This window comes from Paenibacillus dokdonensis, from assembly GCF_004916975.1.
GTDB lineage: Bacteria > Bacillota > Bacilli > Paenibacillales > Paenibacillaceae > Paenibacillus_AQ > Paenibacillus_AQ dokdonensis.
Window position 1 is genome coordinate 1,874,193 of record NZ_STGQ01000001.1, and the last position, 16,801, is coordinate 1,890,993.

Here is a 16,801-nt window from a genome sequence, read left to right on the forward strand (position 1 = left end):
GAAGGGAGATGAGCCGGATGAATGAACAGCTTCAAGATATGGATGTGTTTCTGCGTACGATGCATATACTGGAAAACCGGATCAACGAGTTGATCCGAAGCTCAGACCTTTCCGAACAGCAGAAGCAATTTATTCTGAACCACATTTTGGTGATCCCCGGCAAAGATTTACCCCTTGAATGGGAGCAGAAATAAGAAGCAGAGAAGACCAGGGATGCTGAGCATCCCTGGTCTTTTTTAAATCATGATCATTAATGCAATAACTTGCCGTAATCCTTGATTCTTACGTTGACACGGACTGAAATGTCGGCATCAGAATAGACTCGCCTCCAGTCCATTTTATGCCATACGTCTGCCATTGATGATCAGGCTAGTCTTTTGTTCCTTGAGAATGTTGGCTACCGGATCGATACCTTCATCGTAATAATCTCTTGAAATGGTATATAAATTCGTTTCGACAACCTCGCCGGATTTAGTCTCAGTGCGTATAAGCGTGTCAATATTCACCGGCTGTGGGACCTTGTGGGTAATCATTGCGTTGCAGCAGGTTTTGCGGGTCAGCTTCAGCGACGATGACATGCCGCAGCTGACCATTCACAACAAGATTTGTTCGGCCTCTTCCTCAGATGCACTGGAGAAAGGACGTACAATTTCCTGTGTTAACTCGTCGATGCCCGTAAGATAGGTGAGGTAGACAATATTCATCTTGCATTCCGGATAGGTGCGCTGCACCAAATCCATGCAATCCTTAAATTCTTGCAGAGTATGATCTAATGAAGGCCCTTTTTTTTCTTCTTCTGGCTTAACCGTCGTTTTCTCTTCTTCGTGACCTTGCGTGAACATAAATTCTTTTATGTTTTGAATGAATCCCATGATCAACACCTCGAGGATATTCTTCCCAGAGCATAACTGGATATGCATCTTTTGGAATAGAGGCGTGTTTCTATATTGAAATTGAAAGGAACGCATGTTCCTGTTATAATTCAGATACAAGCGACATCATATCAATCGGAAACAGCAAGTAATCTTATTTTTATAGGAGATGAGTGGACCATGAATAACACTGCATTGCTGGTTATAGACGTACAGGAGGGCATGTTTCCGGAAGCAGATCCGGTATATCAAGGTGAGCTTCTTTTAGAGAAGATCCAATCTTTAATAGATCAAGCTCGAGCCTGCAATGTCCCGGTGCTGTATGTTCAGCACAATGAAGGGCCTGGGGAGCAACTGGAATCGGGTACGGCTGCTTGGGAGATTCATCCTGCGATAGCACCGGAAAGCGGTGAGACCATTATTCAGAAGTACAAGCCGGATTCTTTTCATGAAACGGATTTGCAGGAAGTATTGGGGCAAAGAGGGATCAAGAGCCTTATCATCGCAGGCATTCAAACGGATATGTGTGTAGAAGCCACCACAAAGCGCGCCAGCGAGTTAGGGTATGAAGTAACCGTTGTCCAGGATGCTCATAGCACTTGGAGCCAGGGTGGATTAAGCGCTGAGGACATCATTGGTCAATATAATGAACATTTCCAGTCATACGCCAGACTAGCGGCGGCATCTGATATTATATTCCGCCCAGTGTTGAATGATTAAGACACGAACAATTTACATACTCACTGATAACCCAAAATGATATACAATGGAAAACTTATTGAGGGGAGTGATTCCATGTCATTCAGGCCTGCAAGCGATGAGTATAATACTTATTTTGAAAGATATATCAGCTTGGTTCCAGAGGGAGACATCGCGGATATTTTGGATCAATCCCTTCATTGTACAAGCGAACTCTTTTCAAAGATAACGGATGAACAGGGGGATTTCCGCTATGCACCTGGGAAATGGAGCCTTAAGGAAGTATTGGGTCATATTTCGGACAATGAACGGATTATGAGCTACCGTCTGCTTCGGATTGCCAGAGGTGACCAAACTCCATTGTCCGGTTATGATCAGGATGATCTGATGAATGGAGCGGCATTTGATGCTTGTCGTCTTTCGGATCTGCTGGAGGAGTACAAGCTTGTTCGCCGATCGACACTTGCCTTGCTTCGGGGACTGCCTAAAGAAGCTTGGTCAAGAATGTGTATTGTTGACGGACATGAGTCTTCCGCAAGAGCTTGGGCATATATCATAGCTGGACATGAGCTTCATCATTTGAAAGTGATTCGGGATAAATATCAGGTTTAACTCAGATTTGCCAAATAAAGGCCTGAGTGGGAATGATAGATCAGAAAAACGGGATGCTCTTTTCGAGTGAATCCCGTTTTTATTTACGAGAAAATCGATGCGTCTGAATAACACAATCTTGCTTTCCTATTCCCAAAACCCTTCTTCCAAGCGGAAATAAGGGTATACTGTCCATGAAGAGGTGATCAGAAATGAAGGAGACATATGGGGCTGAACATTTGACAGATGAGAAGTGGCAGGCGATTGCAGAAAATGATGAATCTTATGATTTCAAATTTTTTTATGCAGTCAAATCTACCGGGATATTTTGCAGACCATCCTGCAAATCTAAATTGCCAAATCGCGGGAATGTACGAATATTTCAAAACGCAGAGCAGGCGATAAGAGAGGAATTCCGACCGTGTAAACGTTGCAGACCAACGGGCGAACGGCTGCCGGATAGAGAGTGGGTTGCGGTCATGACGGAATATATGGATAAAAACTTCGCTGAAGCACTAACACTTGAAGTTCTGGCTGATGTCTGTCACGGCAGTCCATATCATTTACACAGAACCTTCAAAAAGATCATGAGCATGACACCGACTGAATATTTACAGAACATTCGGATCGGTAAGGCCCAAGCGTATTTGTTGACTTCCAGCCTGTCTGTTGCAGAGATTGCCACGAGAGTTGGTTTTCCTCATACATCTTACTTTATCGCGCTATTCAAGAAGAAAACCGGCCTTACGCCAGCAGATTACAGGAAGCAAGAAATTTGAGGAACAAAATTTTGAGTTTTTGGAGGTGTTATGGATGAAAACCAATCAAAGCCGCACGATATATTGGTCACTGCTTGAATATGCTGACTGGAGTATGTATATTGCTGCTTCAGCAGAAGGCCTTTGTTACGTTGGTTCGGCAAATAAACCTTATGAGGAAATGTCAGAGTGGATCCGAAAGCACCATCAGTCAAGTGTCCTTGAACGTAATGACGCCATCATGGAACCATATGCCGATGAGCTGACCGCGTATATGGAAGGAGGACTTGTTCGTTTTACGATTCCATTCGACTTGGTAGGCACTCCGTTCCAGCGATCCGTATGGGATGCGCTATGTTTGATTCCATATGGTGAAACACGCTCATATTCAGAGATAGCCAATCATATTGGAAAACCGGCTTCTGTTCGAGCAGTTGGTACTGCGATCGGCGCGAATCCGGTATTGATATCGGTCCCATGTCACCGGGTCATCGGAAAAAATGGGGCACTCACCGGGTACAGAGGCGGTATGGAGATGAAGACACGACTCCTCGCATTGGAAAAAGAAGCAGCAGGTACCCATGAGGTTATCCAGCATGGATAAAGGATTATCTGAACGGATGGCTGCGCTGGATTGGACGCTGCTTCAGCGAAATTTGGATGAACAGGGATTCGCTACCTTCCCAGCCATATTGGATCCGGAACAGTGTTCCGAAATCATGGCCTCGTATGGGGAAGAGTCGTTGTACCGAAAGACCATAGATATGAAGAGATACCGATTCGGTGCCGGAGAATACAAATATTTTCAGTCACCGCTACCTTCTATTCTTCAGCAGCTCCGTGAAGGTTTCTATCCCGAGCTGGCGTTAACAGCTAACCGCTGGCTCAGACAGCTTGGCAAGGAAAGCCGTTATCCTGTCTCTCTACAAGAATTTCTAAAGGAATGTCATGAAGCGGGACAAGAGCGTTCAACACCATTGATTCTTAAATACGAAGCCGGAGGGTATAACTGTCTCCATCAGGATTTATATGGCGAAGTTTTCTTCCCCTTTCAGGTATTACTGACCTTAAACCAAGAGGAGGAAGATTATAAAGGCGGAGAATTTTTGCTTGTGGAACAGCGACCAAGAGCGCAAAGCAGAGGACATGTGATCCGGCTTGAGCGCGGTGCAGGTGTCATTTTCCCTACCCAGTTTCGTCCGGTACAGGGAACCAGAGGATATTACCGGGCAACACTACGTCATGGGGTGGGCACGGTTACCGCAGGCAAGAGGTACAGTTTGGGAATCATTTTTCATGATGCTACCTAAGCGTCATCCTGTTTTCAACGTAAGGAGGTTCTATGGTATACACGCTTGAATACAAAACCCCCAAATCCTTGCTGAATAAAGGCACAGGTTTCCTGTCCGGTTACAGTCATTCCTTGAATCCATATACAGGCTGCTCGTTTGGCTGCTCTTATTGTTATGTACGGCAGATGCCTGTTTCTGTTTTTCGTCAGCAGCCTTGGGGGACGTGGGTGGATGTCAAACAGAATGCTGCTGATGTGTTTCTTAAAGAGCTCTATCGGGCTAAGAGCAAAGGACCGGTTACGATCTTCATGTCTTCTAGTACAGATCCATATCAGCCAGCGGAGGCAAAGGAAGGTATTACCCGTTCCTTGCTCGAAGTCATGACAAGCAATCCTCCTGATTTTTTGTTGGTACAAACGAGAAGTCCACTCGTCAAACGTGACATAGACTTGCTCCTTCAGTTGGGTGACCGGGTGCGGGTCAGTATGACGGTGGAAACGGATCTCGAAGATATCCGCAAACATTTTACGCCGGGCACGCCTTCCATAGAAGCCAGGCTTAGAACGCTAAAGCTCTTGAGGGAGGCTGGCGTTCCTGTACAAGCGACCATCGCGCCTGTACTCCCAAGCAGTGAGGCATTTCCGGCCAAGCTGCTTCCAATCGTTGACCGTGTTTGCATTGATGATTATTTCATGGGTGATGGAAGTGGGGGGAAACGGACGCGAAGCTTGGGAATTATGTCGAAGTATCAAGCACTCGGTTTAGAGGAGTGGTATCACCCACAGGCCTATCGAAGGGTCTATGAGCGGATGGTACAGGTTTTTCCGGTTGAGAAGGTTTGGATCAGTCAAAAGGGTTTTGAACCTTGATCACCAACCCTTACCTGATGTATGGAAAGAGGGCTTCGATATGACAACTGAGACTTCCTATTTTAAATATGGCGAAGCGGAATTGGATTTCCTGAAACAAGCAGATGCAGTGCTTGGCGCTGCCATAACTCGAATGGGGAAGGTTGAACGGACCATCATGCCGGATCTGTTCACTGCATTAATCTATGCGGTTGTCGGACAGCTCATATCTGTGAAGTCCGCGCAGTCGGCTTGGAACAGGATGCATGAGCTTCTCGATGGGATAACACCGCATGCGATATCAGTCTCTAGTCCGGAAAGACTTCAAACTTGTGGACTTACGATGAAAAAGGCTATATGCATTCATCAAATTGCTTGTCGCATCGTAAATCATGAGGTGGATTTGGATAGATTGGCCCATTTGACTGATGAAGAGGTTATCTCTGAATTGACAGCATTTGAAGGAATTGGCCGATGGACAGCTGAAATGCTGCTGATTCATGCACTGGAGCGGCCGGATATCGTTAGTTGGGGTGATATTGCGATCCGGAGGGGGATGATGAAGCTGTATGGTCTTAGTACGATTAATAAACAGCAATTTGACCAGTACCGTCTTCGTTATAAGCCTCATGGATCAGTCGCGTCTTTTTATATATGGAAGATTTCTTATGAGTAAACTTGTGTTTTCAAGATTGTGAACAGGTTAGGAGCATACAAGTGGAATTAACCGTACGAGAGAAATTATTCGAACTAGCAGATTCTGAATATCAAAAGTTTTCGGCCGCACTGATTCCGAATATTTCGAATGTACTCGGTGTCAGGCTGCCAGTACTGCGAAAGCTCGCCAAGCAAATGGCAAAAGAAGACTGGCGTACCTATCTGAAGGAAGTGGATGGCGAATATTTTGAAGAGATCATGCTTCAGGGCATGTTAATTGAATATGCGAAAATTGATGTGGAAGAAAAGCTGCAACACACGGCCTCGTTTGTTCCGAAAATCGATAATTGGTCGGTATGCGATAGCTTTTGTACGGGTCTTAAATTCACGAAAACCAATCAGGAGACCGTCTGGAATTTTCTTCAGCCCTACTTGAAGTCAGAGATGGAGTACGAAATTCGGTTCGGCATTGTGATGCTTCTGAATTATTTTATTGATGAGATCTACATCGATCGGGTGCTGCAAATGTTGGATTCGATACGTCATGAAGGATATTATGTCAAAATGGCTGTGGCCTGGGCATTGTCCATATGTTATGTGAAGCTGCCGACGCCAACGATGGCGTACTTACATAGCTGTTCCATTGAACATTTCACATTTAACAAGTCACTGCAAAAAATCACAGAGTCTCTCCGGGTCGATCCGGAGACCAAAAAGCTGATTCGGAGCATGAAGCGAAAGTAGGATACCGATTTCCTGACTGTAGCCTATATACGATGTATCAATTTTATATGGGTTATGACTATGCAACCTTTTTTATAACAGGCCCGTCAGAAAAATATATGAAAAATCATCCAACTGGAGGCGGGTTCATGAAAAAGAGAGCAGGAATTGCAGTATTTGGCGCACTGTTGACAATGACGCTGCTGCAGCCGCAGCACATATTTGCAGCTGATACATTCAAGGATATGGATCAAACAAATTATAAGGTGCAGATTGAAGCTCTGAAGGAAAAGGGATTTTTGCATGGAGTGAGCGATCAGGAATTCAAGCCTCAGGCGGAGCTGACAAATGCACAGGGGATCAAGCTCATTGTGGATTCCATGCAACTCAGCCTCGCGAGTATAGATTTTAACAAAGCTCCCGAAGCAGAAGGTCTTTTCAGCAAGATCAGCAACGATTCATGGTATGCCCAGGCATTTATCAACGGGCATTATAACGGACTGGATATCCCGGCTGATATTGATCCGCAGCAGCCGATGACCAAGGAGCAATTTACGCATTATTTGGTTCAGGCTATCGAAAAAACAGGTGAATATCCGCTGATTAAAATATTCATACAAATCCATGATGAGCAGGATATCACGCCACCGTACCAAGGTACCATTCAACGATCCCTGATTTACAAACTTACGACTTTGGATGATCAGCAGAATTTTAACCCTAAACAGGTAATGAAAAGGGATCAAGCAGCAGGAATGGGATTTGAAGCTGTTAAATTTGTTGAAAATCACCAGGATCCGGATGTTAAAACATTAAATAATTAAGAATAAATATCTATGATCAATTAAATGAAGAAATGGCGTCGCAGGAGATTGTTTCTGTAACGTCATTTTTTTATTTTGTTTATATGTGAAATCTCAATAAATAACTCATATTCACACCAGAAAGCAATGAAGTAAAACTTAGCTTGACGAAGTTCATCCTCTGAAAAGATTGTAAAAACGGGAGAATATTAAAAATTTTAAAGGTCATTTCGTAATTTTTTAATATGATCATAACAATCTTACATTTCTTTCAGGGGGAAAAGCTTCTATGATCAGATATGACAACGCTTACAAGGCGGAATTTATATTAGGGAGCGATTCGATGGTATGAAGGGTATGTTCAATGAACTGAGCAGGAACAAATGGTATTATCTCATGGCGCTGCCAGGACTGTTATATTTTCTCGTATTCTGTTATTTGCCGCTGCCGGGTATTCTGATCGCATTTAAAGACTACAACTTCAAAGACGGTATATTCGGGAGCAGATGGGTGGGACTGCAAAACTTCGCATTTTATTTTCAAGGCGATTACGCGTGGCGGACGACATTCAACACATTATTTATTAATGCGAACTATATTATTTTCGGTACGATCATAGCCGTCGCCTTCGCTATTTTATTGAATGAGATCAGGAAAAGCTTCTTTCGCCGGATGTACCAAAGCCTCATGTTTTTACCCTATTTTTTTTCGGCGATTGTTGTCGGAAACTTTGTCTACTTAATGTTCAGCTCCAAATTCGGCTTGTTTAATCAGCTGCGGAGTCTTATCGACCAGGCGCCGATAGACTGGTATTCCGCCCCCGGTTACTGGGTGAGCATTCTTGTAGGTGTTTACATATGGAAGAATACAGGCTACGCTGTCATTCTTTATTTGGCCACGATTATCGGCATTGACAACGAATTATACGAGGCGGCGGCACTTGACGGTGCAAACCGCTGGCAAAATATCCGCTATATCACACTACCGCTGCTTGTACCAACCATCACGATTGTGACGCTGCTGGCCGTCGGTAAAATTTTCTACGGGGATTTTCAGACGATCTATTCGATTGTAGGAGATAACGGCTTATTGTATGAAACGACCGATGTTATTGACACTTATGTATTCCGTGCGGTCAAAAATGTCGGGGACATCAGCATGCCGGCAGCTGTTGGCCTATACCAATCGGTATGTGGATTCCTCTTCGTGCTCGGATGTAATTGGGCGGTCAAAAAAATCAACAACGATAATGCGTTGTTCTAACGGAGGTAAGACCGTATGAGCATAAGAAAGCCCCGATACTCCATTTCACAAGCGATATTACATGCCGTTGCGATCGCCTTTTGTGCCTTTACGACCATTCCGTTTGTTCTCACCATTATGGTGTCCATATCCGGAGAATCCTCGGTGATCAAAAATGGATATTCGATTTTTCCCGAAAACTTCTCCCTAAATGCTTATCGCCTTATTTTCTCCGGTGATGAGATATGGAAGGGATATATGGTCTCCATTACCGTTACAGCAATCGGAACGGGACTTGGCCTGCTATTAAGCGCCATGCTGGCGAATACGATGGCCCGGCAGAAGGTTAAATACCGAAACGGCATTGCCTTATTCATTTTCATTACGATGATTTTTAGCGCGGGGCTTGTCCCCTGGTATATATTTGTCACCAAATATTTGCATCTAAAAGACACACTTGCTGCATTAATACTTCCGATGCTCATCAATCCGTTTCATGTGTTTCTCATTCGGAATTATTTCAAATCATTGCCGCAAGCTTTAATAGAATCAGCCGAGATGGAGGGAGCCGGACCGTTCTACGTCTTTATGAAAATAATGCTTCCGCTCTCTACGCCTATTATAGCAACGGTGGCTTTGTTCTACTCTCTGGCGTATTGGAATGACTGGGGATTGGCATTATGGCTTATTGATAACAGGGAGCTATACCCTCTTCAATTCATTCTGTTCAAAATCCAGTCCATGATCAATTACATGAGTACACAAGGAAATCTGGTTTCCGGCAATCAGGCTCTGCCGACGGAGACAGCGCAGATGGCTATGGTGCTTGTCACCATCGGTCCAATTATTCTGGTTTACCCTTTTATTCAACGATATTTCGTGAAGGGAATCATGATCGGAGCGGTAAAAGGATAGGTTGCGCACGTCAAGTGACGGTTCAACATAGTAAGCAATTAAAACTAGGGAGGTTCAAATCGGTGACAAGAAAGAAAGTATTGGCATCCATCCTAATCATGTTTGTTATGCTGAGTGGCATGCTCACGGCCTGTTCGGGTTCGGGCGGCACAACACCGGCAAAAGAAGAAAGCTCAGGGGAAAAAACAAATGTACCGGATTCAGGTAGTCCGGCAGAAGCAAAGGTTAGCGGAACCGTCAAAATCGTGCTTCCAGGGGATGCTCCGAAAGATCTGGCGAACGTCCAGAAAGCGATCGAAGACAAGATGAAGGCAGATGGTTTGGCTTTAAAGCTTGAATTCACGTATTTTCCATGGGATCAGTATACCAACAAGCTCAATCTGATCGCAGCCTCTGGAGAGAATTATGATCTGGCTTGGACACATGTCAGCTGGCTCTCGCAAATCGTCTCGAAGCATGTCGTTTCGCCACTTGACGAATGGCTTGACAAGAATGGCAAGGAACTGAAGGATAGTATTCCTTCCGCGAATTGGTCGAGCGCTTCCATTGATAACAAAATCTATGGCATTCCGACGCTCGTTCCTACTGCGGAGAATAACAATTTCTTCGCTATTCGTGGGGATTTGCGGAAAAAGTATAATCTTCCTGAGATCCAGACGCTATCGGATTTCGAAAAATACTTGGACACGATTAAGAAAAACGAACCCGGTATGATGCCGATCGCAAATGATGGCAGCCGGGGACTATTGAGAGAATTCGGAAACGTCTACCTTCCTGTAGGTGACGTGGGTGCCGGGCCGGGGTATGTGGATCCGACTGATCCAGAGCTGAAGGTCCAAAATTTCTACGATTCCGAAATCTTCAAGAACATCGTCAATACGAAGAGGAAATGGTATCAGAATGGCTGGATGCCGAAGGATGCCCAGGAAATCAAAGATCCTGAATCTGCTTTAAACAACGGCAAACTCAGTGCAATATGGTCCAATGTGTTAAAGACGACGGAACGGATCGACGCTTTTAAGAAAACGCTTCCTCAAAGTGAGCTTGAGGATGTATTCCTGAATCCCGACAAGCCGAAATACGTATTTGATGCCGCGTCGAACCTGCTGTCCATCTTCTCGACAAGCAAAAATCCGGAAGGTGCAATTGCTTTTGTCAACTGGTTCCGCAGCAATCAAGACAATTATGATCTCTTCTCCTATGGAGTCAAAGACGTCAATTATAAGATGGATGGTAATGCCATTTCGGTTGAGGGTATCAATGAAAAGCAATCGTACAACCAGGTTTATTGGGCTTGGGACGATATTCGAATGAAGCATTTCAGCAAGGATGTCAGTCCAGAGCTTGTCCAAAAGCTGCAACAGTGGGATGAAAGTGCTGTCGAAGCGCCGACGCTAGGGTTCCGATTCAATGCTGACCCCGTAAAAGCTGAAATGGCTCAAATTAATGCAGTTGAAAAAGAGTATGTGGATGCAGCATATGCCGGATTTTCCGACTATGATCAGTTTTTCCCAAAATTCCAAAGTAAACTGAAGTCAGCGGGAATCGAAAAGGTCATCGTGGAGATGCAGCGGCAACTAGATGAATTTACGGCCGCCAAAAAGTAAATTGAAGAGGAGATAAACGAAGTAAAGTACAAAATTGAGACATTAGGGAGGGATATTAAGTATGGGCAAGGTCAAAACATTCCTTATTACCGTATTGTGTACGGTTATTATGTTCGGACAGTTTGCTTACACACCGTTGACGGCCCAAACGGTTTTTGCCGACAATGTGGTCCAATTGGAAGGAGAGGCTCTGCCTTCGGAGGGACAACCAGAACCGGAGATGCCGCCTGAAACGGAAGAATCGCCTGCCGCGAATATGCCCACGGAAGAAACGACAACGCCAAAGCCGGAGACAAGCCCGGGAAATGATGAGTCAACTAGTGAAGAAGAAGCAGATCTCACAGCAACGTCGAATTTGGCGCTTAACAAGCCGGTAACGGCCAGTAGCTCACTTTCGCAGCATCCAGCAGCCAATTTGACAGACGGTCAGTTGGATCGGATGTGGTCGACAAGCGATACCGGTTGGCAGAGCAGCCCCCTTGCTGACGAGTGGGCCGTAGTTGATCTTGGTACCGTCCAGGAAATTAAGCGATGGACGGTTTACCATGGCGCATCAGGGACGTGGGCAACGAAAGATTTCCAATTGGAATACAGCACTGGTGACAAGGATGGTCCGTGGCAAACGGCGGATTCGGTTGTAAGCAACATGGATGCCGTTACCGAACGAATTTTAACGGATGCTGTTCAGGCCAGATATGTTCGTCTTCATGTCACGAAGAAGACGGCCGAAGGGGTAGATTGGCCAGCTGTACGGATTAGCGAACTCGAGTTGTTCTCACAAGCGGCGGTGGTTCCCGTATTGACTGCCGTACCGGGCTCTGGGACCGTGCTAGCAGGCACGAAAGTGACCTTAAGCAGTTCACCCGGCACGTCTGTGATCTATTACACGACAGATGATACGGATCCTGTGACTTCTGAGAGCAGGCATAAGTATTCCGGCCCGATTACCGTCGAATCCGACATGTTCATCAAGGCAGTAGCAATCGATGAACGCGAAGGGGGCATGAGTGAGGTCGAGAATTTCGTTTACCGGATACCCCAGGAGAATTTTTCACAATATCCGAACCTTGCACTTAAAGCTACAGCAACTATGTCTTCACCCGCGGGTTGGGGCAATGTTGCCGGCCGCGCCATCGACGGCATTAAGGGGACATATGCCCAGCCGGAGCAAAATGTACTGTGGGATTTAAACATCGATCTGGGCAGCAGCCAACCTGTCAACTACGCCGTTCTTCGAAAAAATCCGGATCACGTCAATTATGTAACTCGGTTTACCATCGACGTTTCGGATGATGCCGAGCATTGGACGACGGTTGCCGAGGAGACAGGGAATGACGACCTGAAGGATCAGGTGTACGGCTTCACACCAGTCAAAGCTCGGTACGTGAGACTTCATCAGCTGGAGAAGGTCGGTATTGCTGCGGCGATCTGGGAGTTCGAGCTGTACAACACCGCGGTTGTGCTGCCGGTAGAGGCCAGTGTGAAGCCGGGGCCAGCAATTGACGGGACTTCTGTCGAGCTGTTCGGCGGGCAGTCGGGTGCAACGATCTATTATACGACCGACGGCACTGATCCGATAACGTCGGAGACGAAGATCGCCTATAAGGAGCCCGTTATCCTGCATAGTGATGCGATTGGCAAGGTGATCAAGCTTCAGGCGTATGCGGCACTGGAAGGGAAAGAGAACAGCGAAGTGAAAGCTTTTGAATACCAGGTCATTCCACTGTCGGCAACGCCTCCTGCCGGAGACGTCGAACCGGGAACCGAAGTCGCATTGACCAGCAAAATACAAGGTGGCATCATCTATTACACACTCGATGGTACCGATCCGCTAACTTCAGCAACAAAGCGCCAATATGTGGATCCACTCATCATTGAGGATGATGTAATGATCCGCGCCTATGTGTCGGATGGAACGCAGAAGAGTATCGCAGCAACGATCCCCTTTAACATCCTCCGGCATGAGACAAACGTAGCGCTGAACAAAGGGGTAACCGCATCTTCGTCGGATGGTTCCGGTAAACCAGCAAATGCAGTGGACGGAGAGGATTCCTCCGCATGGATTGCCGCTAGCACGGAATTAAACAGTTGGCTGCAAATTGACCTGGGCGGCGATTACGAGCTGACGGGAACCCAGGTTACATGGAATGAAGCGAAGAATTACAAATACAAAATTGAAGTTTCCGCAGATAGTGTTCATTGGTATATGGCGGCGGATCAAACTGATGCCTCTGGCCGTGAGCAGATAAGGAAAGACCGTTTCCTCGAAACTGCAAGACGTTATGTTCGCATAACCGTTACGGGACTTGAGGCAGGAACGAAAGCCGGCATTCGGGAGTTCGCCGTCTGGGGTGCGCCAAATGAGCAGATGCCTGAGGTACCTGTCGGTCCTGAAACGAACGGCTGGCCGAGACCTGTCATCGTTCCTCTTCCAGCATCGGTGAAAGGTGTTAATGAACCGATTGTCAGCCTGGATGGAATATGGAAATTCAAGCAAAGTCCGGGTCAGGGGTTCTGGAGAAGCACAGCGGATACTTCGGACTGGAAGGATGTCCAGGTTCCTGCCAATGTTGAAGTGCTTGGGTTTGACATCCGCGGCCAGCAGGGCGGCGACTGGTTTCCGGATCGCAATATTGAGAATGCGTATCAGAAATCGGTTCTCATTCCGGAATCATATGGCGGGAATAAGGTCATGCTCCGGTTCGAAGCGGCTTTCAATTATTCGCGGGTCTGGGTGAATGGTCATCTGGTCCGTCAACACCGGGGAGGCTTCACGACTTTTGATGCTGATATTACGAACTATGTAACCCCTGGAGAGACAGCAATAATAACGGTGGGGCTTACTGCTGAGAAGGGATTTATCGAGTATCAGCATGTTCGCGGATTGGTTGGTCAGGTGAAGCTGTTCGCGCTGCCTAACGATCATGTGACCCGTTTGCAGACGGATACCGCATTCGATGCAGCTTATACGGATGCGACATTAAGCGTAACCGTTGGAATGGCGTTTGGTGAAGCGAAGCAAGCCGATGTTAAGCTAAAACTGACTGATCCTGATGGTAAGCCGGTACCGATCCAGCCATCCGTCATCTCCTTGTCGGAGGGAGAGCCGGAAGCAGCAGCTCAGATCCCTGTGACTAATCCTGTGAAATGGGATGCAGAGCATCCGCGGCTGTACACGCTGGAGGCAGTCACTATAGCAGGCGGGGAAGCCGTTCAGACTGTCGTCCGCAAAGTCGGATTCCGGTCAATCAAGCTCGACGGTAACAAGATGCTCGTCAACGGCAAAGAAGTGAAGCTGCGCGGCGTAGATTGGCATCAATCGTCCCCGCTGATTGGAGTAGCCGCTGATCCGCAGCACGACCGGGAATCGTTGATCAAGCTCAAAGAGGCTAACGTTAATTACATACGCGCTTCCCACTGGCCTCAATATGAGTATGTGCTGGATATCGCAGATGAACTGGGATTCTACGTTGAACAGGAGAACTCCGTTATGTTCGTAAATGACGGACGAGAGAGTGATCCGAAGTATCTGAACAATTATATGGGACAGTTTTCCGAGACAATCGAGAAGGACCGCAGCCATCCGAGCATCGTCATCTGGTCGATTGGCAATGAGAGCTCCTGGGGCAGCAACTTGGCGGCAACCAACGACTACGTCAAAGCAGTCGACCCGACTAGACCGGTCAAGTTCAGCTGGGGATTCAATGCGCCAGCAGGCTACACCGACCTCTACAGCATACATTACACACCTTATGGCCATACGTTCGGTACGCATGATAAACCTGAAATTTATGATGAGTATGCACATGATTATGTATATTACGGGGATTGGAGTGATGACGATCCCGCGTATAGGGATTTTTACGGCGTTGCGATTCATCGTCTGTGGGACGATCTATACGAGACACCTGGAGTGTTGGGCGGGGCGATTTGGCATTCACGCGATCTACGCTTCTACGGTCCAAACGGCATTTGGCAGGGTTTTCTGGTAAGTTGGGGTTTGCTCGATGAGTGGAACCGGGAGAAGCCGGAATACTGGAACGTAAAGAAAGCATATTCGCCTGTCCGGATCACTGTGGATGCCCTCTCAAATCCTGGATCTGGCAAGACTTTAACCATTCCGATCGAAAATCGCTATAATCATACAAATCTAAATGAGGTTACGATTGAATGGAGTGTCGGCAAGAATAAAGGGAAGTTGAAAGGTCCTGCCGTTGAGCCGATGAGCAAAGGTCAATTCACGCTACCGGCAAGAAAGTGGGAAAACGGCGATTCCATTCAATTGAAAATCTACCGTGAGGACGGTACAGCGGCCAGTCCGCTAGTCGACGAATATGCGCTGACTGTCGGCCAAAAAACGGTGGAAGCTTGGGAACCGCAAGGGAAGGCTCCTGAAGTAAAAGAGAACAGCAACACAATGACAGTATCCGGGAAGAATTTCAGTCTCGTCTTCAACAAGGCTACAGGCATGATCCAGAAAGGCGAATATAAAGGGAAGACGTTGATTACTGGTGGTCCGTATCTGGATATGGGATACACTTCGAAGCTGGATTCATGGGTAATATCCAGTATTTCCAGAAGCATGTCGGGAAAAGAAGCGGTCATTCGCATATCCGGTAAATACGGCAATACAGGCGTTGAGTTTCTGGTTCACGTGGACGGCAAAGGCTTAATCTCCACGACATACTCAATAACGGACCCTCCAGCCGAATATGATGCTGTTGGCGTTTCCTTCGATGTTACCGCAGGAGCTGACCAAATGACTTGGGACAGGGAGGGATCATGGTCCTACTACCCGGATGATCAAGTAGGTAGAAATTCGGGAACGGCTTACAAGAATCGGGCTGAAGGCGAGGAGAAATACGGCATCAAGCCTGCTTGGCCTTGGATGGAAGACGAGAAAGATGGCTTGGGAACAGCCGACTTCCGTGCCTCGAAGGCGAACTTCAACTATGCTTCGCTCATTGTCGGCAAGACAGGGAGCCGTATTACTGCGCAGGGCGACGGCACGGGATCGGTTAAAGCTTCTGTGAATTCGGATGGATCGATACGTTTCCATATCCGCAATAATTGGTCCCACCCCGCAGGATTTCCGGGCTGGGTGGAAGCTAATCCCGTTCAGAAACCGATCGTGGTAAGTTCGGGGTATACGGGGACGGTGCGCATGAAGCTGACAGATCAAGACTCCTTCGACTTTGAATACGAAGATGGAGCTCAGTATTTGAGTGACATGGAATGGATTGACGCGACGACCGGCTGGGGTAAGGTGAAGAAGGACTGGAGCGTCGGAGGAAATGTGCTAACGCTGTATGACGGAAAGGGAAGCCGCTCCTATGGCAAAGGAATCGGGACACAAGCCTCATCGGAAATCCGCTATGCCATAGGAAGCAAAGGGTATAAGCGATTCACTGCAACTGTTGGGATTGATCAAGAAAGTGGAGGCGGAAGCGTCTTATTTCAAGTTTGGGCCGATGGCACCAAGCTGTTCGACAGCGGAACAATGAACAACAAGACACCTTCCATTCCGGTGGATGTCAACATTTCCGGCAAGAGGGAGCTGAAGCTCGTAGTTATGGATGCCGGAGATGGAAATACGAACGATCATGCTGATTGGGCAGATGCCAAACTGCTGAATTCGCGCAAATAAGGATAACTTGGCAAGCATGTAGGCCTTCTTCTGTATAGAGGAGGGCCTGGCATGCTTCATTCTTTGCTGCCGTGGGATAAGAAGGAATTATGCCGTTTGATATCAAATATAGTAGGAATCAATGTGTGACAGGGATGTGATCGTGCG

The 16,801-nt window shown here is 46.8% G+C and carries 16 protein-coding genes; 14 read left to right on the forward strand and 2 right to left on the reverse strand.

Annotated features, from left to right (window positions below; all coding sequences use genetic code 11):
* Positions 1–17: 17 nt before the first annotated feature.
* Positions 18–194 carry a hypothetical protein gene (locus tag E6W40_RS29415; protein WP_168928860.1) on the forward strand — a complete coding sequence of 59 codons (177 nt, stop codon included), beginning with the start codon at positions 18–20 and terminating at the stop codon, positions 192–194.
* Between the two features lie 144 nt (positions 195–338).
* Here the strand turns inward: E6W40_RS29415 and E6W40_RS08755 are convergent, their stop codons facing one another.
* Together E6W40_RS08755 and E6W40_RS08760 are read right to left on the reverse strand one after the other, a co-directional pair.
* Complete coding sequence (locus E6W40_RS08755) at positions 339–578, reverse strand: hypothetical protein (RefSeq protein ID WP_168928861.1); 240 nt, start codon at positions 576–578, stop codon at positions 339–341.
* A 15-nt stretch (positions 579–593) separates the two neighbouring features.
* Positions 594–872 (reverse strand): hypothetical protein, encoded by a 279-nt coding sequence (locus E6W40_RS08760; protein ID WP_136605129.1) that lies wholly within the window; start codon positions 870–872, stop codon positions 594–596.
* A gap of 180 nt (positions 873–1,052) precedes the next feature.
* On the opposite strand from E6W40_RS08760, the gene E6W40_RS08765 reads away from it, so the two are divergent.
* From E6W40_RS08765 to E6W40_RS08825, 13 genes are all read left to right on the forward strand, one after another.
* Positions 1,053–1,592: a cysteine hydrolase family protein gene (locus tag E6W40_RS08765; protein ID WP_136605130.1), complete on the forward strand. Its 540-nt coding sequence runs from the start codon at positions 1,053–1,055 to the stop codon at positions 1,590–1,592.
* Between the two features lie 75 nt (positions 1,593–1,667).
* Positions 1,668–2,183, forward strand: a complete 516-nt coding sequence (locus E6W40_RS08770) for a DinB family protein (RefSeq protein ID WP_136605131.1) — start codon at positions 1,668–1,670, stop codon at positions 2,181–2,183.
* A gap of 191 nt (positions 2,184–2,374) precedes the next feature.
* On the forward strand, positions 2,375–2,941 hold the full coding sequence (locus E6W40_RS08775; protein ID WP_136605132.1) for a bifunctional transcriptional activator/DNA repair enzyme AdaA: 567 nt from the start codon (positions 2,375–2,377) through the stop codon (positions 2,939–2,941).
* 34 nt (positions 2,942–2,975) lie between these two features.
* Positions 2,976–3,524 (forward strand): methylated-DNA--[protein]-cysteine S-methyltransferase, encoded by a 549-nt coding sequence (locus tag E6W40_RS08780; protein WP_136605133.1) that lies wholly within the window; start codon positions 2,976–2,978, stop codon positions 3,522–3,524.
* A complete protein-coding gene (locus E6W40_RS08785) occupies positions 3,517–4,230 on the forward strand; it encodes a 2OG-Fe(II) oxygenase (protein ID WP_136605134.1) in 714 nt (237 codons plus the stop codon). The genes E6W40_RS08780 and E6W40_RS08785 overlap by 8 nt, the downstream gene beginning before the upstream one ends.
* Before the next feature lie 32 nt (positions 4,231–4,262).
* On the forward strand, positions 4,263–5,081 hold the full coding sequence (locus tag E6W40_RS08790) for an SPL family radical SAM protein (protein ID WP_136605135.1): 819 nt from the start codon (positions 4,263–4,265) through the stop codon (positions 5,079–5,081).
* Positions 5,082–5,121: 40 nt separating this feature from the next.
* Positions 5,122–5,736 (forward strand): DNA-3-methyladenine glycosylase family protein, encoded by a 615-nt coding sequence (locus E6W40_RS08795; RefSeq protein WP_136605136.1) that lies wholly within the window; start codon positions 5,122–5,124, stop codon positions 5,734–5,736.
* A gap of 41 nt (positions 5,737–5,777) precedes the next feature.
* Positions 5,778–6,461 (forward strand): DNA alkylation repair protein, encoded by a 684-nt coding sequence (locus tag E6W40_RS08800; RefSeq protein WP_136605137.1) that lies wholly within the window; start codon positions 5,778–5,780, stop codon positions 6,459–6,461.
* Between the two features lie 128 nt (positions 6,462–6,589).
* Positions 6,590–7,264: an S-layer homology domain-containing protein gene (locus E6W40_RS08805; RefSeq protein WP_136605138.1), complete on the forward strand. Its 675-nt coding sequence runs from the start codon at positions 6,590–6,592 to the stop codon at positions 7,262–7,264.
* A gap of 327 nt (positions 7,265–7,591) precedes the next feature.
* A complete protein-coding gene (locus tag E6W40_RS08810; protein WP_136605139.1) occupies positions 7,592–8,506 on the forward strand; it encodes an ABC transporter permease in 915 nt (304 codons plus the stop codon).
* 15 nt (positions 8,507–8,521) lie between these two features.
* Positions 8,522–9,400 (forward strand): carbohydrate ABC transporter permease, encoded by an 879-nt coding sequence (locus tag E6W40_RS08815; protein WP_136605140.1) that lies wholly within the window; start codon positions 8,522–8,524, stop codon positions 9,398–9,400.
* A gap of 62 nt (positions 9,401–9,462) precedes the next feature.
* Positions 9,463–11,007, forward strand: coding sequence for an ABC transporter substrate-binding protein (locus E6W40_RS08820; RefSeq protein ID WP_136605141.1), 1,545 nt, complete (start codon positions 9,463–9,465; stop codon positions 11,005–11,007).
* A gap of 61 nt (positions 11,008–11,068) precedes the next feature.
* Complete coding sequence (locus tag E6W40_RS08825) at positions 11,069–16,654, forward strand: discoidin domain-containing protein (protein WP_136605142.1); 5,586 nt, start codon at positions 11,069–11,071, stop codon at positions 16,652–16,654.
* The last annotated feature ends 147 nt before the right edge of the window (positions 16,655–16,801 follow it).

Bases quoted from the DNA above. Each gene is read 5' to 3' on its own strand.
- E6W40_RS08815 (WP_136605140.1), top strand. From the start codon at position 8,522: ATGAGCATAAGAAAGCCCCGATACTCCATTTCACAAGCGATATTACAT.
- E6W40_RS08810 (WP_136605139.1), top strand. From the start codon at position 7,592: ATGAAGGGTATGTTCAATGAACTGAGCAGGAACAAATGGTATTATCTC.
- E6W40_RS08775 (WP_136605132.1), top strand. From the start codon at position 2,375: ATGAAGGAGACATATGGGGCTGAACATTTGACAGATGAGAAGTGGCAG.
- E6W40_RS08755 (WP_168928861.1), bottom strand. From the start codon at position 578: ATGTCATCGTCGCTGAAGCTGACCCGCAAAACCTGCTGCAACGCAATG.
- E6W40_RS29415 (WP_168928860.1), top strand. From the start codon at position 18: ATGAATGAACAGCTTCAAGATATGGATGTGTTTCTGCGTACGATGCAT.
- E6W40_RS08825 (WP_136605142.1), top strand. From the start codon at position 11,069: ATGGGCAAGGTCAAAACATTCCTTATTACCGTATTGTGTACGGTTATT.
- E6W40_RS08790 (WP_136605135.1), top strand. From the start codon at position 4,263: ATGGTATACACGCTTGAATACAAAACCCCCAAATCCTTGCTGAATAAA.
- E6W40_RS08765 (WP_136605130.1), top strand. From the start codon at position 1,053: ATGAATAACACTGCATTGCTGGTTATAGACGTACAGGAGGGCATGTTT.
- E6W40_RS08770 (WP_136605131.1), top strand. From the start codon at position 1,668: ATGTCATTCAGGCCTGCAAGCGATGAGTATAATACTTATTTTGAAAGA.
- E6W40_RS08805 (WP_136605138.1), top strand. From the start codon at position 6,590: ATGAAAAAGAGAGCAGGAATTGCAGTATTTGGCGCACTGTTGACAATG.
- E6W40_RS08760 (WP_136605129.1), bottom strand. From the start codon at position 872: ATGGGATTCATTCAAAACATAAAAGAATTTATGTTCACGCAAGGTCAC.
- E6W40_RS08795 (WP_136605136.1), top strand. From the start codon at position 5,122: ATGACAACTGAGACTTCCTATTTTAAATATGGCGAAGCGGAATTGGAT.
- E6W40_RS08785 (WP_136605134.1), top strand. From the start codon at position 3,517: ATGGATAAAGGATTATCTGAACGGATGGCTGCGCTGGATTGGACGCTG.
- E6W40_RS08780 (WP_136605133.1), top strand. From the start codon at position 2,976: ATGAAAACCAATCAAAGCCGCACGATATATTGGTCACTGCTTGAATAT.